This window comes from Pseudomonas thermotolerans DSM 14292 (assembly GCF_000364625.1).
Lineage (GTDB): Bacteria > Pseudomonadota > Gammaproteobacteria > Pseudomonadales > Pseudomonadaceae > Aquipseudomonas > Aquipseudomonas thermotolerans.
In genome coordinates this window covers 44,544-62,245 of the sequence record NZ_KB822604.1, presented here as the reverse complement: position 1 = coordinate 62,245, position 17,702 = coordinate 44,544, and the positions used below count along the sequence as shown (strand labels likewise).

Annotated in this window: 16 protein-coding genes; 5 read left to right on the top strand and 11 right to left on the bottom strand. The window is 69.1% G+C overall.

The window, feature by feature from the left end; translation table 11 throughout:
• Positions 1-40: 40 nt before the first annotated feature.
• Complete coding sequence (gene gcvP, locus H165_RS0106380) at positions 41-2,917, top strand: aminomethyl-transferring glycine dehydrogenase (RefSeq protein ID WP_017938081.1); 2,877 nt, start codon at positions 41-43, stop codon at positions 2,915-2,917.
• Between the two features lie 12 nt (positions 2,918-2,929).
• On the opposite strand, the gene H165_RS0106375 is transcribed toward gcvP, so the two are convergent.
• The 7 genes from H165_RS0106375 to H165_RS0106345 all read right to left on the bottom strand — a co-directional run bounded on the left by H165_RS0106375 (position 2,930) and on the right by H165_RS0106345 (position 8,773).
• Positions 2,930-3,703 carry an N-acetylmuramoyl-L-alanine amidase gene (locus H165_RS0106375; protein WP_017938080.1) on the bottom strand — a complete coding sequence of 258 codons (774 nt, stop codon included), beginning with the start codon at positions 3,701-3,703 and terminating at the stop codon, positions 2,930-2,932.
• A complete protein-coding gene (locus H165_RS0106370; RefSeq protein ID WP_017938079.1) occupies positions 3,700-4,293 on the bottom strand; it encodes a MarC family protein in 594 nt (197 codons plus the stop codon). The genes H165_RS0106375 and H165_RS0106370 overlap by 4 nt, the downstream gene beginning before the upstream one ends.
• Positions 4,294-4,364: 71 nt before the next feature.
• Positions 4,365-6,164 carry a GGDEF domain-containing protein gene (locus H165_RS0106365; RefSeq protein WP_017938078.1) on the bottom strand — a complete coding sequence of 600 codons (1,800 nt, stop codon included), beginning with the start codon at positions 6,162-6,164 and terminating at the stop codon, positions 4,365-4,367.
• Positions 6,165-6,173: 9 nt separating this feature from the next.
• Entirely contained in the window at positions 6,174-7,040 is an 867-nt protein-coding gene (locus tag H165_RS0106360) for an endonuclease/exonuclease/phosphatase family protein (protein WP_017938077.1), read from the bottom strand.
• An 11-nt stretch (positions 7,041-7,051) separates the two neighbouring features.
• Positions 7,052-7,684, bottom strand: coding sequence for a thiol:disulfide interchange protein DsbA/DsbL (locus H165_RS0106355; RefSeq protein WP_017938076.1), 633 nt, complete (start codon positions 7,682-7,684; stop codon positions 7,052-7,054).
• Positions 7,685-7,834: 150 nt separating this feature from the next.
• The gene (locus H165_RS0106350; protein ID WP_017938075.1) at positions 7,835-8,440 is read right to left on the bottom strand and encodes a c-type cytochrome; all 606 of its coding nucleotides are present in this window, start codon (positions 8,438-8,440) and stop codon (positions 7,835-7,837) included.
• A gap of 42 nt (positions 8,441-8,482) precedes the next feature.
• On the bottom strand, positions 8,483-8,773 hold the full coding sequence (locus H165_RS0106345; RefSeq protein WP_017938074.1) for a c-type cytochrome: 291 nt from the start codon (positions 8,771-8,773) through the stop codon (positions 8,483-8,485).
• Between the two features lie 187 nt (positions 8,774-8,960).
• Here H165_RS0106345 and yihA point away from each other — a divergent pair, with 187 nt between their 5' ends.
• On the top strand, positions 8,961-9,605 hold the full coding sequence (yihA, locus tag H165_RS0106340) for a ribosome biogenesis GTP-binding protein YihA/YsxC (protein WP_017938073.1): 645 nt from the start codon (positions 8,961-8,963) through the stop codon (positions 9,603-9,605).
• Positions 9,606-9,995: 390 nt separating this feature from the next.
• Here the strand turns inward: yihA and polA are convergent, their stop codons facing one another.
• Positions 9,996-12,737 carry a DNA polymerase I gene (gene polA / locus H165_RS0106335; RefSeq protein WP_017938072.1) on the bottom strand — a complete coding sequence of 914 codons (2,742 nt, stop codon included), beginning with the start codon at positions 12,735-12,737 and terminating at the stop codon, positions 9,996-9,998.
• 130 nt (positions 12,738-12,867) lie between these two features.
• On the opposite strand from polA, the gene H165_RS0106330 reads away from it, so the two are divergent.
• Both H165_RS0106330 and H165_RS0106325 read left to right on the top strand, forming a co-directional pair.
• On the top strand, positions 12,868-13,155 hold the full coding sequence (locus H165_RS0106330) for a DUF2782 domain-containing protein (RefSeq protein WP_017938071.1): 288 nt from the start codon (positions 12,868-12,870) through the stop codon (positions 13,153-13,155).
• A 3-nt stretch (positions 13,156-13,158) separates the two neighbouring features.
• On the top strand, positions 13,159-14,109 hold the full coding sequence (locus H165_RS0106325; protein WP_017938070.1) for a homoserine kinase: 951 nt from the start codon (positions 13,159-13,161) through the stop codon (positions 14,107-14,109).
• Between the two features lie 16 nt (positions 14,110-14,125).
• Here H165_RS0106325 and H165_RS0106320 read toward each other — a convergent pair whose 3' ends face one another.
• Positions 14,126-15,031 carry an AEC family transporter gene (locus tag H165_RS0106320; protein WP_017938069.1) on the bottom strand — a complete coding sequence of 302 codons (906 nt, stop codon included), beginning with the start codon at positions 15,029-15,031 and terminating at the stop codon, positions 14,126-14,128.
• A gap of 107 nt (positions 15,032-15,138) precedes the next feature.
• Between H165_RS0106320 and H165_RS0106315 the strand changes: the two genes are divergently transcribed.
• A complete protein-coding gene (locus tag H165_RS0106315; protein WP_017938068.1) occupies positions 15,139-15,405 on the top strand; it encodes a dihydrofolate reductase family protein in 267 nt (88 codons plus the stop codon).
• Here the strand turns inward: H165_RS0106315 and H165_RS0106310 are convergent.
• Both H165_RS0106310 and H165_RS0106305 read right to left on the bottom strand, forming a co-directional pair.
• Positions 15,402-17,351, bottom strand: a complete 1,950-nt coding sequence (locus H165_RS0106310) for a DUF7844 domain-containing protein (protein WP_017938067.1) — start codon at positions 17,349-17,351, stop codon at positions 15,402-15,404. The two genes, H165_RS0106315 and H165_RS0106310, sit on opposite strands and share 4 nt — an antisense overlap.
• Entirely contained in the window at positions 17,348-17,662 is a 315-nt protein-coding gene (locus H165_RS0106305) for a DUF2388 domain-containing protein (RefSeq protein ID WP_017938066.1), read from the bottom strand. The genes H165_RS0106310 and H165_RS0106305 overlap by 4 nt, the downstream gene beginning before the upstream one ends.
• Between the last annotated feature and the right edge of the window lie 40 nt (positions 17,663-17,702).

Genomic DNA, 17,702 nt, shown 5'->3' with positions numbered 1-17,702 from the left:
CTCGTCAGGGCTTTTCATTTTTTGCCGCGAGAGGCCGACCATGTCCCAGAGTCCCAGCCTGTCCCAACTGCAGCAGCCTGACGCCTTCCTGCGCCGCCACATCGGTCCCGACGCCGCCGAGCAGCAAGCCATGCTCGAGGTGCTCGGCCTGGCCAGCCGCGACGAACTGGTGGAGCAGACGGTGCCTCCGGCGATCCGTTTCTTCGGCGACCTGCCGCTGCCGCCGGCGCTCGACGAGCAGGCGGCGCTGGCCAGGCTGCGCGGCTATGCCGAGCAGAACCAGCTGTGGACCAGTCTGATCGGCATGGGCTACTACGGCACCGTGACCCCGCCGGTGATCCTCCGCAACGTGCTGGAGAACCCCGGCTGGTACACCGCCTACACCCCCTACCAGCCGGAGATCGCCCAGGGCCGCCTGGAGGCGCTGCTCAACTTCCAGCAGCTGACCATCGACCTGACCGGCCTGGAGCTGGCCAGCGCCTCGCTGCTCGACGAGGCCACCGCCGCCGCCGAGGCCATGGCTCTGGCCCGGCGGGTCGCCAAGGCGAAGAGCAACCGCTTCTTCGCCGACCAGCACTGCCACCCGCAGACCCTCTCGGTGCTGCACACCCGAGCCGAGGCCTTCGGCATCGAGCTGGTGGTGGACAGCCTGGACAGGCTGGACCAGTACGAGGTGTTCGGCGCCCTGCTGCAGTACCCCGATACCCACGGCGAGATCCGCGACCTGCGGCCGCTGATCGAGCGCCTGCATGCCCGCCAGGCGCTGGCCTGCGTGGCCTGCGACCTGCTCAGCCTGCTGCTGCTCACCCCGCCCGGCGAGCTGGGCGCCGACGTGGCGCTCGGCTCGGCGCAGCGCTTCGGCGTTCCCATGGGCTACGGCGGCCCGCACGCGGCCTTCTTCGCCACCCGCGACGAGTTCAAGCGCGCCATGCCGGGGCGGATCATCGGCGTCTCCAAGGACGCCCGCGGCAACACCGCGCTGCGCATGGCCCTGCAGACCCGCGAGCAGCACATCCGCCGCGAGAAGGCCAACTCCAACATCTGCACCGCGCAGGTACTGCTGGCCAACCTGGCCGCCTTCTATGCCGTCTACCACGGCCCGCAGGGCCTCAAGCGCATCGCCCAGCGGGTGCACCGGCTGACCGCGATCCTCGCCGCCGGCTTGGAACGCAAGGGCATCCGCCGCCTCAACCGGCACTTCTTCGACACCCTGACCCTGGAGGTGGGCGGCGCGCAGAGCGCCATCCTCGACTCGGCCCGGGCGGCACGGGTCAACCTGCGCATCCTCGGACGCGGCCAGCTCGGCGTCAGTCTCGACGAGACCTGCAGCGCGGACACCGTGGAACTGCTGCTGCGCATCTTCCTCGGCGCCGACCATGGCCTGTCGGTCGCCGGACTGGACGCCGAGGCCATCCCCGACGGCATCCCTGCCGCCCTGCAGCGCCGCTCGCCGTACCTCACCCATCCGGTGTTCAACAGTCACCACAGCGAGACCGAGATGCTGCGCTACCTCAAGCAGCTGGAGAACAAAGACCTGGCACTCAACCAGGCGATGATCCCGCTCGGCTCCTGCACCATGAAGCTCAACGCCACCAGCGAGATGATCCCCATCACCTGGCCGGAGTTCGCCAACCTGCACCCCTTCGTGCCGCGCGAGCAGGCCCAGGGCTACGCCCTGCTGATCGAGGAGCTGGAGGACTGGCTGAAGGCGATCACTGGCTTCGACGCTATCTGCATGCAGCCGAACTCCGGAGCTCAGGGCGAGTACGCGGGCCTGCTGGCGATCCGCCGCTACCACCAGAGCCGCGGCGAGGGGCACCGCAGCATCTGCCTGATCCCCGCTTCGGCGCACGGCACCAACCCGGCCTCGGCGCAGATGGCCGGCATGCGCGTGGTGATCGTCGACTGCGACGCCGCTGGCAACGTCGACCTCGACGACCTCAGGGCCAAGGCCGCCGAAGCCGGCGAACGGCTGGCCTGCCTGATGATCACCTATCCCTCGACCCACGGCGTCTACGAGGAGGGCATCCGAGAGATCTGCGAGGTGATCCACGCTCACGGCGGCCAGGTGTACATGGACGGCGCCAATCTCAACGCCCAGGTGGGCCTGGCGCGGCCTGCGGACATCGGCGCCGACGTCTCGCACATGAACCTGCACAAGACCTTCTGCATCCCCCATGGCGGCGGCGGCCCGGGCATGGGGCCGATCGGCGTCAAGGCGCACCTGGCGCCCTTCGTCGCCAACCATCCGGTGATCGAGCTGAAGGGCCCGAAGCCGGAGAACGGCGCGGTCAGCGCGGCGCCCTGGGGCAGCGCGAGCATCCTGCCGATCAGCTGGATGTACATCGCCATGAGCGGCCCGCGGCTGGTGGAGGCCACCGAGGTGGCGATCCTCAATGCCAACTACCTGGCCAGGCAGCTCGGCGGCGCCTTTCCGGTGCTCTACAGCGGGCGCAACGGGCGCGTCGCCCACGAGTGCATCCTCGACCTGCGGCCGCTCAAGGCGGAGACCGGGATCACCGAGGAGGACGTCGCCAAGCGCCTGATGGACTATGGCTTCCACGCCCCGACCATGAGCTTCCCGGTGCCTGGCACCCTGATGGTCGAGCCCACCGAGAGCGAGTCCAAGGCCGAGCTGGACCGCTTCATCGAGGCCATGCTGTGCATCCGCGCGGAGATCGCCAAGGTGCAGAAGGGCGACTGGCCGGCCGACGACAACCCGCTCAAGCGCGCCCCGCACACCCTGGCCGACGTCACCGGGGTGTGGGAGCGGCCGTACTCCATCGCCGAGGCGGTGACCCCCACCGCGCACACCCGCGCGCACAAGTACTGGCCGACGGTGAACCGAGTGGACAACGTCTACGGCGACCGCAACCTGTTCTGCGCCTGCGTGCCGGTGGACGACTACCGGGGCTAGGGGCGGCGGCCCTCAGCGCTGGTTGAGGGCCTGCAGCAGCGCAGCGGTCTCGGCGTCCGGCTGGCCATCGTAGCGCTGCGGCCGGTAGTGCAGCTGGAAGGCCGCCAGGGCTCGGCGGGTGGCCACGTCCAGCTCGCCGTTGCGCGGCACCGCGTAGCCCACCTCGGCGAGCTGCTGCTGGAACCAGCCGATGCTCGGCAGTGCCCGCTCGAAGTGCGGCCGCAGGCGCGCCACTCGCTGCTCGTCCGGCCAGCGGCCGAAGCCGGCCTCGGCTAGACGCTTCCAGGGGAACAGCGGGCCGGGGTCGAGCTTGCGCAGTGGCGCCACGTCGCTGTGGCCGATGACGTTCTGCGGCGGAATCTGGTTGCGCTTGACCACGTCCCTGAGCAGGGCGATCAGTGCCTCGATCTGCTCCTCGGGGTAGGGATACCAGAGGCGTCCCTGCGGCGTGTCCCGATAGCCGGGATTGACCAGCTCGATGCCGATGGAGGTGGCGTTTAGCCAGGTGCGCCCCTGCCACTGGCTGTCGCCGGCGTGCCAGGCGCGGCGGCTGTCGTCCACCAGGCGATAGACGGTCGGCGGTTCGGCGCCGATCAGGTAGTGGCTGCTCACCTCGCCGGTGGTCAGCAGTTGCAGCGAGCGCTCGAGGTCGGCCGAGGTGTAGTGGAGGATCACGTACTGGATGCGGCTGTCGTGGTTGCGCGAGGGGTGCGACTCGTCGATGCGCAGGCCGTTGGCGCAGCCGCCGAGGCAGAGCAGGGTGAGGAGCAGGGCAAGTCTCTTCATGGGGTCAGGTGCAGGATGCTTTGCAGGTTGTCGAGCAGCATGTCGACGCTGAGCATGATCAGCAGCATGCCGGTGAGGCGCTCGACGGCGGTGAGCCCACGCGGGCCGAGGAAGCGTTGCAGGAAGGAGGCCTGCAGAAGCAGCACGGCGACCGCCAGCCAGGCCAGGAACACCCCCAGGTAGAGCTCCCAGAGCGGGCCCGTCCAGGTGCTGTGCAGAGTCAGCAGCACCGCCAGCGCCGAGGGCCCGGCCACCGCCGGGGTGGCCAGCGGGACCAGCAGTGGCTCGCCGTCCGGCAGCTCGCCGAGCACCCCTTGCGGCGGCGGGAAGATCAGCCGCATGGCGATCACGAAAAGGATGATGCCGCCGGCGATGGCGGTGGCCTCGCGGGACAGACCGAGGCCGCTCAGGATGCTGTCGCCGCAGCTGAGGAACAGCATCAGCAGGCCGAGGGCGAACAGCAGCTCGCGCAGGGCGACCAGCACCCGGCGTTTGGGGGCGACGTTCTTCAGCGCGGCGAGGTAGATGGCGATGTTGCCGAACGGATCCATCACGAAGAACAGCAGGACGGCAATGCCGAAGATGTCCATGGCGGGCGCTCCAGTCAGGACGGCATAGTGTAAGGCCGCGGGCCGGCGGCGGGGCGGCCGTTGGGCGGCGTTCAGGCCAGTTCGATGCGGTTGCGGCCGCCGTCCTTGGCCCGGTACAGGGCCTGGTCGGCCCGCTCGAAGACCTCTTCCGCCGTGGCCTCGCCGACGAAGGCGGCCAGCCCGCCGGAGAAGGTGATGGTGACCCGCTCGCCCTTGAAGTGGAAGGGGCAGGCTTCCACCGCCTGGCGCAGCGCCTCCAGCAGCTGCCGGCCGCCCTCCGGCGGGGTGCCGGGCAGCAGCAGGACGAACTCCTCGCCGCCGTAGCGGGCGATGAAGTCGGTCTTGCGCAGGCGCCGGGCCAGTTCCGCGGCGACCAGCTTGAGCACCTTGTCGCCGGCCTGGTGGCCGAAGCTGTCGTTGACCCGCTTGAAGTGGTCGACGTCGAGCACCGCCAGCAGCAGCTCGCCGCCGTAGCGTCGGCGGCGCGCCACCTCCAGCTCCAGGCGCTCGTTCCAGGCGGCGCGGTTGGGCAGTCCGGTGAGCGGATCGATCAGGGACTTCTGGCGCTGCTGCTCAAGGCGCTCGCGGAACACCGCGGCCTCCTGCTCCATGCAGGCGACCCGCTCGACCAGGCCGTTCAGGCGCTGCTGCAGCGCCTGGTCATGGCGGTCGCGTTGCTGGCGGTACTCGGCCATGCGCCCGAGGAGCTTCTCCAGGCGGCTCTCCAGGCTGCGCTTGAGGCCGTCCAGGTCGGTTGCCTCCTGCACGCTCTGCTGCAGTTCGCCGACCTGCGCGCGGATCTCCTGGTCGAGCTGGCGGACGTTCTCCTGCGAGTCGGCATAGCCTTCCTGGGCGCTGTTCAGGCTGCCGAGAAAGTCGGCTAGGCGCTCGTTGAGCTGTTGGAGGTAGTCGGCGAACTCGCGCTGCCCGCCGTCGGCCACCGCCAGCACCAGCACTGCCAGGTCGTCCAGCGCGGGAACCAGCTCGTACCAGTTCAGGCCGCCTTCCAGGCGCTGGCGCAGGGCCTCGGCCTGGGGACGGTGAAAGGCCGGCAGGTCCAGTTCGTCGAGCAGGCGGCGCAGGCTGGCGGCGACGTGCGGGGCGATGGCGCTGTAGCCGGGCTCGGCGGCCGGCAGGGCATAGGCCGGGTCGCCGGCGCTCTCGCCGAGCAGCAGGCCGGGGTCCAGCGGCAGGCTGTCCAGGGTGATGGTCGCGGCGCCTGCCGGCGACCGCTCTGCCGTCGCTTCGGGGGCAGCCTCGGGCGGGACGATGGCGGTTTCGCCGGCGGGCGGCGCCGACGGGCCGGGCGCTGCCGCTTCCGCCACGCCCGCGGTGGCCAGATCCGCCCCCTCACGGCTGCCGAACAGGCGTTGCAGCAGGCCGGGGCGAGCCTCGCGCGAGCCTTCGAACCGTTGCAGGGCCTGGTATTGCAGGCCGCTCAGCTCGGCGAGCACTGCCGGTAGCTCGCGGTGCTCGGTGATGCGCGCCTCGACGCGGCGGAGGAACTGCTTGAGGCCTTTGCGTACCTCGCGCGGCAGCTCCAGCTGGAGCAGTTGTTCGGCCAGGGCGCTGAGCGCGGCGACGTTCTGTTGGGTGTGCTGCTGGCGGCGCCGTTCGGAATCCAGCACGGCCTTCTCCAGGCGCGGCAGCAGGGCGGCGAGGCCCTGTTCCGGCTGTTCGCCGCGGACGACCTCGCGCAGCGCGCGCATGCATTCATCGACCGCCCGGTCGTTGCCCTCGGCGGCCAGCGAGCTGCGCACCAGGCCGCGGCGCAGCAGGTCGAGGCGTTCTGCCCAGTGGCGCTCGAGCTGTTCCTGGTGTTCCAGACAGGCGAAGTACTTGTCTTTCCAGCGCTGGCTTTCGTCGCTCATGCGGAGGGCTCAGTGGGCTTCTTCGCACAGCATAGGTGGCATAGTGCCAGTGCGGAAGTTCGGCAGGCGGATCTCCACCGCCACCGGCAGGTGGTCGGAGATCGACAGCGGCAGCACGCTGACCCGCTCCAGGCTCAGCTGCGGGCTGAGCAGGATGTGGTCCAGGCAGCGCTGCGGCCGCCAGCTGGGGAAAGTGGCCTTGGTCTGCGGGGCGATCAGCCCGAGGTCGCGCAGCGGCGAGTTTTCCAGCAGCTCGTTGGCGTGGGTGTTCATGTCGCCCATCAGCACGTGATGGCGGTAGCCGCCGATCAGCTCGCGGATGTAAGCCAGCTGGCGGGTGCGGGTCCGGGCGCCGAGGGCCAGGTGCATCATCACTACCGCCAGGGCGTCCTCGCCCTCGCCGAAACGCAGCAGGATGGCGCCGCGGCCGGGCGGACCGGGCAGCGGGTGGTCCTCCAGCAGGTTCGGCTGCAGGCGGCTGAGCACCCCGTTGCCGTGCTGGGCGAGGCGGCCGAGATTGCGGTTGAGCTGTTGGTACCAGTAGGGGAAGCTGCCCAGCTGGGCCAGGTATTCCACTTGGTTGAGGTAGCCGGTGCGCAGGCTGCCGCTGTCGGTTTCCTGCAGGGCGACCAGATCGTAGTCGCCGAGCAGCTCGCCGATGCGCTGGAGGTTGCTGACCCGCTCGTGGTGCGGCAGCAGGTGCTGCCAGCCGCGGGTCAGGTAGTGGTGGAAACGTTCGGTGCTGTTGCCGACCTGGATGTTGAAGCTGAGCAGGCGCAGCCGACCGTCGGCCGGCAGGCCGACCGGCTCGCAGGCGGGGTTGACCCGCGGCTCGCGCAGGCCGGCGACGCGCTCGTTACCCCAGCGGCGCAGCACGGCGAGTCTCCTCAGTCGGCCGCGCGCTCTTTGGCGATCAGCTGGTCGGCGACTTCCAGAGCCTGCGTCGGGCCGCCGGCCGAGCCGATGTCGAAGCGGTACTTGCCGTTGACCACCAGCACCGGCACGCCGGTGATCTGGTAGGCCATGGCCAGCTTCTTGGCCTTCTCCATCTGGCTCTTCACGCCGAAGGAGTTGAAGGTCTTCAGGAAGGCGTCCTTGTCCACGCCCTGGCTGGCCAGGAACTCGGCCATTTCCTCGGGGCTGGCGAGCTTGCGGCCTTCCTTGTGGATGGCCTCGAACACCGCGTTGTGCACCCTGTGCTCGACGCCCATGGTCTCCAGGGTGATGAACATCTGCCCGTGGGTATTCCAGACACCGCCGAACAGCGCCGGGATGCGGACGAAGTTGACGTCCTCCGGCAGCTGCTCGGCCCAGGGGTTGATGTAGGGCTCGAACTGGTAGCAGTGCGGGCAGCCGTACCAGAACAGTTCCACCACCTCGATCTTGCCCGGCTTGGACACCGGCACCGGGCTGCTCAGCTCGACGTACTGCTTGCCGGCCTGGATTGGTTCGGCAGCCTGGGCGCCCAGGCCGAACAGGCTCAGGGCGGCGAGAGCGGTGGACACAATCAGGTTACGCATGATCACTCCTTGGCAGATGGGCAGCGCTCTACCGGCGGTCACGGCTTCGACCCGTGCACGCGAGGCAGGTTCCGAGCATTGTAACGAGGGCGCCAAAGAAAAAGGGTGGCCATGGCCACCCTTTTTTGCGCGTTCGTCCGGGACGGCTCCTCAGTGGAGGCCCTGGATGAAGCTGGACAGCGCGGCGATGTCCTTGTTGCTCAGCTTGGCGGCGATGGCGCGCATGATCATGGCGTCGCCGTCGTTGGTGCGGTCGCCTTCGCGGAAGTCGGTCAGCTGCTTGGCCACGTACTGGGCGTGCTGGCCGGCCAGGCGTGGGAAGGCGGCAGCGGCCAGGCCGGCACCGTTCGGCGAGTGGCAGCCGGTGCAGGCCGGCATGCCTTCGGCCAGCTTGCCGCCGCGCCACAGGGCTTCGCCACGCTCGACCAGGGCCGGATCGGCGGCGCCAATGCTCATCTTCTGGCTGGAGAAGTAGGCGGCGATGTCGGCCATGTCCTGTTCGCTGAGGTTGTCCAGCATGCCGGTCATTTCCAGCACGGTACGGTTGCCGGACTTGATGTCGTGCATCTGTTTGAGCAGGTAGCGCTCGCCCTGGCCGGCCAGTTTCGGGAAGTTCGGGGCTGGGCTGTTGCCGTCGGGGCCGTGGCAGGCACCGCACACGGCGGCCTTGGCTTGGCCAGCGGTTGCATCGCCCGCGGCATGAGCCATACCGGTGATGCCCAGGGTCAACAGCAGACTCACGAGTACTTTGTTCATCAGCTAATCCAATTACGGCTAAGGGAGAAGTCCAACCTGGGGTTAACGGCTCATCCATTCGATGGTGGCACGATAATCCTCAGCGCTACAGTCGGTGCACAGGCCGCGTGGCGGCATGGCGTTCAAACCGTTGGTGACGCTCTGCACCAGCGTCTCCATGCCCTTGTCCAGGCGAGGTTTCCAGGCCGTTGCATCGCCTTTCCGGGGGGCCGTCGGCAGCTGCCCATTATGGCAGGCGCCACAGCTGCGGTTGAACACCGCTTCCGGCTCCTGAGCGGCCTGCGCGCTGCAGGCCAGCAAGGCAATGCTGGTGGCGAGCAACAGCAACTTCATCGGATGACCTCATCGGCAAGGAACGTCCTGCGTTCTGGTGCGCAGAATCTCTGTATCGTTCCCGTGAGCGCCAGTCCTGCTGCGGACTAAAGCGCACACAAAATCCGCGGCATTATATACTTGTGCCGCTCAAACGGAAACGAAACCGCCTCCTGCGACACCGCGTCGCACCTGTGGAAATCCCCCCATGTCCGCCAAGAATCCGATCCTGGGTCTGTGCCAGCAGGCCGCCTTTCTGACCAGTGCCGCCAAGGTCGACCAGTGCCCCGCCGACAGCGGCTACGAAGTGGCCTTCGCCGGGCGCTCCAACGCCGGCAAGTCCAGCGCGCTGAACACCCTGACCCATGCCAGCCTGGCGCGCACCTCGAAGACTCCGGGGCGCACCCAGCTGATCAACTTCTTCCGTCTGGACGACCAGCGCCGCCTGGTGGACCTGCCCGGCTACGGCTACGCCAAGGTGCCGATCCCCCTCAAGCAGCACTGGCAGTACCACCTGGAGGCCTACCTGGGCAGCCGCGAGAGCCTCGTCGGGGTGATCCTGCTGATGGACGTGCGCCATCCGCTCACCGAGTTCGACCGCATGATGCTGGACTGGGCGGCAGCCGCGAGCATGCCGCTGCACATCCTGCTCACCAAGGCCGACAAGCTGGCCTACGGGGCGGCCAAGAACACCCTGCTCAAGGTCCGTCAGGAGCTGCGCAAGGGCTGGGGCGAGACGGCCAGCGTGCAGCTGTTCTCGGCGCCCAAGCGGATGGGCATCGAGGAGGCGCACGGAGTGCTGGCGCGCTGGCTGGGGCTGGACGTGCCCGCCGAGGCGTCGGTCGAGGGCTGATCCTCCGCCCCGGCGGTGCCGGCCGGGGCCAAATCGCAGGCAAAAAAAACCCCGAGCTTCGTATGGGGAGGGGGAAGGCTCGGGGTTTAAGGGTCTGAACCGCTAGGGCGGGGTTCAGAGATCTGCCAACACTTAACACAACATAGGAGCACCGAAGGGCTTTATCAGCCATTCGCAGGTTCTGACCCCGCGGTCGTGTGGAAAGTTCAGGGCTTTTAAAGCCAATTTGCTATAAGCAAAGTGTTCTTCGATGCTGAAAATTCTAAACCAAAGCCCTCGGGCATTCCATGCCGCCTGCCAGGCGGCTTTCGCCACCGCCCGGCGGCCGGGACAGGAAAAAGCATAGGTCAGTCTTTGCCGTTTCGCCTCCCGGAAATTGGTATTAGCTAATCAGTGTGCCTCGTCCCAGTTGTCGCCGACGCCGACCTCTACGATCAGCGGCACGTCCAGCGCTGCGGCGCCGCCCATGAGTTCGCGTAGCCGTGCGCCGACCTCCTCGATCAGGTCCTCGCGTACTTCCACCACCAGTTCGTCGTGCACCTGGAGGATTACCCGGGCGTCCAGCCGGGACTCCTGCAGCCAGCGGTCCACGGCGACCATGGCGATCTTCATGATGTCCGCCGCGCTGCCTTGCATGGGCGCGTTGATCGCGGTGCGCTCGGCGGCCTTGCGCATGGCCTGGTTCTTCGAGCGGATCTCCGGCAGGTACAGGCGACGGCCGAACAGGGTCTCGACGAAGCCCTGCTCGGCGGCCTGGGTGCGGGTGCGCTCCATGTAGGCCAGTACCCCGGGATAGCGGGCGAAGTAGCGGTCGATGTAGGCCTGCGCCTGCTTGCGGTCGACGCCGATCTGCTTGGCCAGGCCGAAGGCGCTCATGCCGTAGATCAGGCCGAAGTTGATGGCCTTGGCGCTGCGCCGCTGGTCGGCGGTCACCGCATCGAGGGGCACGTCGAACACCTCGGCGGCGGTGGCGCGGTGCACGTCGCGGTCGTGGCGGAAGGCGTCCAGCAGGCCTTCGTCCTTGGCCAGGTGGGCCATGATGCGCAGCTCGATCTGCGAGTAGTCGGCGGACAGCAGCTTGTAGCCCGGCGGGGCGATGAACGCCTGGCGGATGCGTCGGCCCTCGGCGGTGCGCACCGGGATGTTCTGCAGGTTGGGATCGGTGGAGGACAGCCGTCCGGTGGCCGCCACCGCCTGGTGGTAGCTGGTGTGGATGCGTCCGGTGCGCGGGTTGATCTGCTCCGGCAGCTTGTCGGTGTAGGTGCTCTTCAGCTTGCTCAGGCTGCGGTACTGCATCAGCACCTTGGGCAGTTCGTAGTCCTGCTCGGCGAGGTCGGCGAGCACCGATTCGGCGGTGGACGGCTGGCCGGTGGCGGTCTTGGCCAGCACCGGCAGGCCGAGCTTCTCGTAGAGGATCACGCCGAGCTGCTTGGGCGAACCGAGGTTGAACTCCTCGCCGGCGATGGCGTAGGCCTGGCGCTCCAGTTCCACCAGTTTCTCCCCCAGCTCGCGGCTCTGCTCGCCGAGGCGTCTGGCGTCGACCAGCGCGCCGTTGCGCTCGATGCGCGCCAGCACCGGCACCAGGGGCATTTCGATCTCGCTGAACACCTTGGCCAGGCTGGGGATGGCCTGCAGCCTGGCCCATAGGGTCTGGTGCAGGCGCAGGGTGACGTCGGCGTCCTCGGCGGCGTAGGGGCCGGCCTGCTCCAGGGGGATCTGGTCGAAGGTCAGCTGCTTGGCGCCCTTGCCGGCGATATCCTCGAAGTGGATGGTGCTGTGCCCCAGGTACTTGAGGGCCAGGCTGTCCATGTCGTGGCGGGTCGCGGTGGAGTCCAGCACATAGGACTCGAGCATGCTGTCGAAGGCCAGGCCGCGTACCTCGATGGGCGTCGAGGCGTTGGCCAGCACGTTGATGTCGTACTTGGCGTGCTGGCCGAGCTTGGCCTTGGCCGGATCCTCGAGCAGCGGCTTGAGGGCGGCGAGCACGGCATCGCGGTCGAGCTGCCGGGGCACTCCTACGTAGGAGTGGGCGAGGGGCACGTAGGCGGCCTCACCGGGCTCCACCGCGAAGGACACGCCAACCAGCTGGGCCTGCTGGGCATCGAGGGAGGTGGTCTCGGTGTCGAAGGCGATCAGCTCAGCCTGGCGTAGTTTCTCCAGCCAGGCGTCGAAGCGCTCCTGGTCGAGGAGGGTCTCGTAGCGGGTCTCCTGGGCCTGCGGGGTACTGGCGAACAGGTCGCCGGCGGCCGCCGGCTCCTGGCGCAGCACCTCGTCGAGCCAGCTCTTGAACTCCAGCTCGCGGTACAGCTCGGCCAGGGCGGCGTTGTCCGGCTCGCCGGGGTAGAGCTGCTCGGCGCTGAGGTTGAGCGGCACGTCGGTCTTGATGGTTGCCAGTTGGTAGGACAGATAGGCCATCTCGCGGTGTTCCTCGAGCTTGGCCGGCAGACTCTTGGCGCCGCGAATCGGCAGGCTGGGGATCTTGTCGAGGTTGGCGTAGAGCACGTCGAGGCCGCCGCCGATGCCGGTGAGCAGGCCCAGCGCGGTCTTTTCGCCTACACCCGGCACGCCGGGGATGTTGTCCACCTTGTCGCCCATCAGCGCCAGGTAGTCGATGATCAGTTCGGGACCGACGCCGAACTTGGCCTTCACTCCCTCGATGTCGTAGACGCTGCCGGTCATGGTGTTGACCAGGGTGACCCGCGGGCAGACCAACTGGGCCATGTCCTTGTCGCCAGTGGAGATCACCACCTCGCGCCCGGTGTCGGCGGTCTGCCGGGCCAGGGTGCCGATCACGTCGTCGGCCTCCACGCCCTCCACGCACAGCAGCGGCAACCCGAGGGCGCGCACGCAGGCGTGCAGCGGCTCGATCTGCACGCGCAGCTCGTCGGGCATCGGCGGGCGGTGCGACTTGTACTCGGCGAACAGCTCGTCGCGGAAGGTCGGCCCCTTAGCGTCGAAGACCACTGCGAAGGGGCTGTCCGGGTACTGCCGGCGAAGGCTCTTGAGCATGTTCAGTACGCCCTTCACCGCGCCGGTGGGCATGCCCTTGGAGGTGGTCAGCGGGGGCAGGGCATGGAAGGCGCGGTACAGGTAGGAGGAGCCGTCCACCAGGACCAGAGGGGCATTCGACATGAGCGGGATCAACCTTTTCGATGGGGGCAGTGTCGGGAATGGTCGCGCCTGCGTCGTTACGCGCGCTGTGCCGGAAGCGCAACAGACCCTAAACTAGCTGCATCATTGACGACAAAGGGACAAGGTTATCATGCGCACAGCCAAGTGCCTGCTGCTCTCCAGCCTGCTCCTGCTCGGCCCGCTGACCATCCAGGCCCAGGACGAGGCACCCAGCGCCGATCCGGACGTGACCATTCGCCAGGAGGGGGACCGCACCATCGAGGAATACCGGGTCAACGGTTTCCTCTACGCCATCAAGGTCACCCCGAAGAACGGCAAGCCTTACTTCCTGGTGCGTGCCGACGGCAGCGACGGCAACTTCATCCGCGCCGACCAGCCGGACATGCTGATCCCGGCCTGGGAAATCTTCCGCTGGTAAGTCATGTCAGTCTTCACTCCCCTCGAGCGGCACGAGCTGGAGGCCTTCCTCGCCCCCTACGGACTGGGCCGGCTGAAGGACTTCCAGGGCATCGCCGCCGGCACCGAGAACAGCAACTTCTTCGTCAGCCTGGACGGCGGCGAATTCGTCCTCACCCTGATCGAGCGCGGTCCGCTGCAGGACCTGCCGTTCTTCATCGAACTGCTCGACGTGCTGCACGCCGCCCGCCTGGCGGTGCCCTACGCCCTGCGCACCGCCGCCGGCGAGGCGCTGCGTGAGCTGGCCGGCAAGCCGGCGCTGTTGCAGCCGCGCCTGCTGGGCAAGCACGTCAGTCTGCCCAATGCCCATCACTGCAGCGAGGTGGGACGCTGGCTGGCCCGCCTGCACCTGGCGACCCGCGAGCGGATCCTCGAGCGGCGCAGCGACCGCGGCCTCGATTGGATGCTCGAGGAGGGTCCGAGCCTCGCGCTCGGCCTGGACGACGCCGGGGTGGCGCTGCTGCGCGAGGCCCTGGCGGAGATCGCCGAACGCCGCGCGGCGCTCCTCGCACTACCGCGGGCCAACCTGCACGCCGACCTGTTCCGCGACAACGTGCTGTTCGACGGCAACCAGCTGTCCGGAGTGATCGACTTCTACAACGCCTGCGCCGGGCCCATGCTCTACGACCTGGCCATCGCGGTGAACGACTGGTGCGTGGAGGCCGACGGCAGCCTGGACGCCCAGCGCGCCCGCGCCCTGCTCGCCGCCTACGCGGCGCTGCGCCCGTTCACCCCGGCCGAGGCTGAGCTGTGGCCGACCATGCTGCGGGTAGCCTGCGTGCGCTTCTGGCTGTCGCGACTGATCGCCGCCGCGGCCTTCGCCGGCCAGGACGTGCTGATCAAGGATCCGGACGAGTACCGTCGCAAGCTGGAACTGCGCCGCCAGGTGGAGCTGGCCCTGCCATTCGCCCTCTAGTCCCGCGCCGGCGCCGCTAGCCCAGCCAGGCCAGCAGCAGTGGCAGGCTGAGGGCCGCCAGCAGGGTCTGCAGGGTGATCAGCGCCGCCATCAGCTGGCTGTCGCCGCCCAGTTGGCGGGTCAGCACGTAGGCGGTGGGCGCCGTGGGCAGGGCGAAGAACAGCACCAGCACCGCAGTCTCCAGTTTCGGCAGGGCCAGCAGGCGGGCCACCCCGTAGGCCAGCAGTGGCATGCCGAGCAGCCGCAGGCTGCAGTTCCAGCCCAGGGCTGCCAGCTCGCCGGCCAGCTCCCGGGGGCGCAGCGCGGCGCCAACGCAGAGCAGGCCGAGGGGCAGGCTGGTGGCGGCGAGCAGGCCGAACAGGCGATCCACCCCGCCGCCCAGGCGGAAGCCGGCCAGGTTCACCAGAGCGCCCGCTAGGCAGGCGAGGATCAGCGGGTTGCGGAGGATCGGCAGGATCAGGGCGCGGCCGCTCAGCCCGTGCTCGGCGGTCAGCGCCCACACCGACATCAGATTCACCGTCGGCACCATCAGCGCCAGCATCAGTGCTGCCAGGGCCAGTCCCGGCTGGCCGAACAGACTGCCCACCGCCGCCAGGCCCAGGTAGGTGTTGAAGCGCAGCAGGCCCTGGGTGAAGGCGCCGAAGCGTCCCGCTGGCCAGCCGCGCAGGCGGCGCACCAGCAGTAGGGCCAGCCAGCCGGTGCCGAGGCCGAGCAGCACGGCCAGGGCCAGGCGCGGCAGTTCGGGATCGTCGAGCGGCGCGCCGGCCAGGCTGCTGAACAGCAGGGCGGGAAACAGCAGGAAGTAGTTGAGGCGCTCGGCCGCCGGCCAGAAGGCCTCGCCGGGAAAGTCCAGGCGGCGCAGCAGCAGGCCGCCGACGATCAGCGCGAACAGGGGCCAGAGGGCGGTCAGCAATGGCGTCATGGGCAGGCTCTTGCGATGGGCAGGCCCGTCATCTTGGCGGGCACCTCGGTGCTCGGCAAGTCGTCGAAATCCCGGGCATGGCGTCTCCGGCCGAGGAGGTGGCAGCCATGAAGACCCGGTACTGCCTGGCCTCAGGCCTGGATGGCCTCATCGCCACGGAAAACGGTTCCCCGGATGAGTCCAGCTACCCGGAGTTCATCGCCGAGGTGGACGCCCTGGCCCTACGCGCAGCCGGCCCGGGTATTCACCCATCGCCGCCTGGCGCCGGCAGGCCGCTGTTTCCGTGCCATCCGCTGAGCCCCGGCCTGCGCCTGGTGGCGGTGCGGCGGCCGGGCGAGGGGCTGGTCGAGCTGCGCTATGCGATTGCGCACTAGGGCAGCTGCAGGCCGCCGCTTCGCTCGTGGAGGCGGCGCAGGTGCGCGCCGAGGGCGGCGAGGTTGGCCTCGCTGGCCTCGATCTCGGCGATCCGCGCCGGGTCGAGAAGGCCACGCACCTCGGCTTCCAGGGCGTCGCTGAGGCTGCGCAGGTGGCGCTGCCGCTCGCTGCTGCGCTCCTCCAGGCTTCGCCATTCGCCGGGCTGTGGAAGGCCGTAGCCGCTGTCCAGCAGCTCTGCCGGTCGGCTCAGGTAGCCGCTGTTGGCGAGGATTGCCTGCAGGGTGTCGCCGGCCTTGGCAAAGCGGCTCTGGGCGATGTGGTCGCGCACCTGCAGGTAGTGGCGCTTCAGCTCGTCCTGGGCGAGCAGCAGCTGGCGGCGCAGCGCCGCCTGTTCGAGCAGCAGCAGGGCGGCGGCGGCGCGCAGGTCGGCGCGGGCGATCCAGGCGCGGCGCCCGGCGGCGTCCAGCTCCAGCCAGTCCTCGACCCGGTGCTGCGGCACCTGCAGGCGCTCGCGCAGAACCTCGAACATCGCCTGGTAGCGGTCGCGGTAGGAGTCGAAGCGATAGCCCAGGCGCAGCGCTTCCCTTTCGTCGGCGAGCACGCTGCGGTCGGCTAGGCCGCGGGCGTCCAGCAGTTCCAGCAGGCCGTTGGGCAGGATGCTGTCGAGGCTCTCCAGCTCCGGGCGGTGGGTGCCGCTGCGCAGCAGCTTGAGGGTCTCCACCGCGCAGTTGTTGGAGATGAACCAGTAGTGGCCGTCGTAGCTCCAGTGCAGCTCGGCGGCACGTTCCACCAGGCTGGCGATCTCCATGCGGGACAGGTTGAGCGGCACCGAGGCGAGGCTGCGCAGTTCCACCTTGGTGTATTCGTCGATCACCTGGTCCAGCGGCAGCACGAACAGCCGCGACGGGTAGGCGCCGGTCAGGCCGCCCCAGCTGGACAGCTGCACGTCGTTGACGAAGGCGCGGTAGGAGAGCACCAGGTGCTGGTCGAGGTCGAGCCGGCAGTCCGGGCCGCGCGGCCGGCCGGGGGCGCAGATCACCAGGCGCAGCATGCTGTGGCCCCAGCGGCTTACCCAGTTGTCGTTGGCCTCGGCCAGCAGGTAGTCCACCGCGTAGACCCGCTCCGGATCGAGCTGGCCGAGGGGCTGGCGGGCGAAGTCGCGGCCGGCGTTGAGGAAGGGGTAGCTGCCCGGGCAGGCGGGGCTGGCCGGTGCCCAGCCGAAGTGGGCGCGGAAGTGGCGGTACAGCGCCGGGCGGCGGCAGGCGTAGGCCGGGTCGAGAAGGAAGTATTCCAGGTTGACCGCGACGAACTCACGCGGGTTGCTCAGCTCGTAAGTGTCCGGGCTGCGTGCTTCCTGATCGTTGTCGCGCTCCCGGGCGCCGCGTCGGCCGACCCGCTGCGGCCAGCCGGCCAGGTCGAGCAGGCGCGGCTGGTCGCTCAGGGTGAAGCGCCGTGCGGTCTGCCCGCGGCAGGCGTCCGGCAGGCCGACCAGGCCCTGGCTGCGGGCGCGTTGGCGGCACTGCCGGATCAGGCGGCGTTCGTCCTCCGGCCAGAGGCGGGCGCGGTCGTAGAGGTGGGTCAGCTCGTGCAGCACGGTGGCCAGCAGCTCGCGGCGCTGGCTGCCGTGGGGGCGTGCCGTCTGTCTCTGCGCAGCCGAGCCGTCGACCAGCGCCGGCAGCAGGCGGGCGTTGAGCAGCAGGCGGTCGATTCGGCTGGCGCGGCCGTAGGCCTCGTCCGGCAGCGCGTTGCTCCAGCGCACCTCCACTTCGCGGTCGAGGCGGCTGCGGAAGCTCGGCGGCAGGGCTGCCAGGGCCTCGTCGAGAAGTGCCTGGCTGGCCTGGCGCTGGGCCGCATCCAGTCCGTCCGTGGCCAGCTGCAGGCGCAGCTCGGCCTGGGCGGCGCCGGCGCTCAGCAGTGCGACGAACAGCAGCCAGACGGCTTTCACAGGGCGAGAATGGCTTCGGCGAGGGCCAGATCGGAGGCCTCGCGGGCTTCCGGGACCCGGGTGCGGATGGCGTGCAGCGCGGCTTCCAGCTGGGCGCCGCGGATCTCGCCGTGGCTGGCGACGAAGCTGGCGGCGTCCTCGCGGGCGGCGCGCACCAGCTTCATGTCGCGGATCGAGGTGGTGGTGTCCGAGGTGAAGTCCAGGCTGCGGTCCAGGGAGCGGATCAGGATGTGGGTGGTGGCGACCAGGCTGCGCGCCTCGGCCCCGGCGCAGAACAGGGCCAGAGCGAGGGCGAGAGGCAGGCTACGCATGGTGAATCTCCAGCAACGACGAATGGTGGTACGGTGGCCG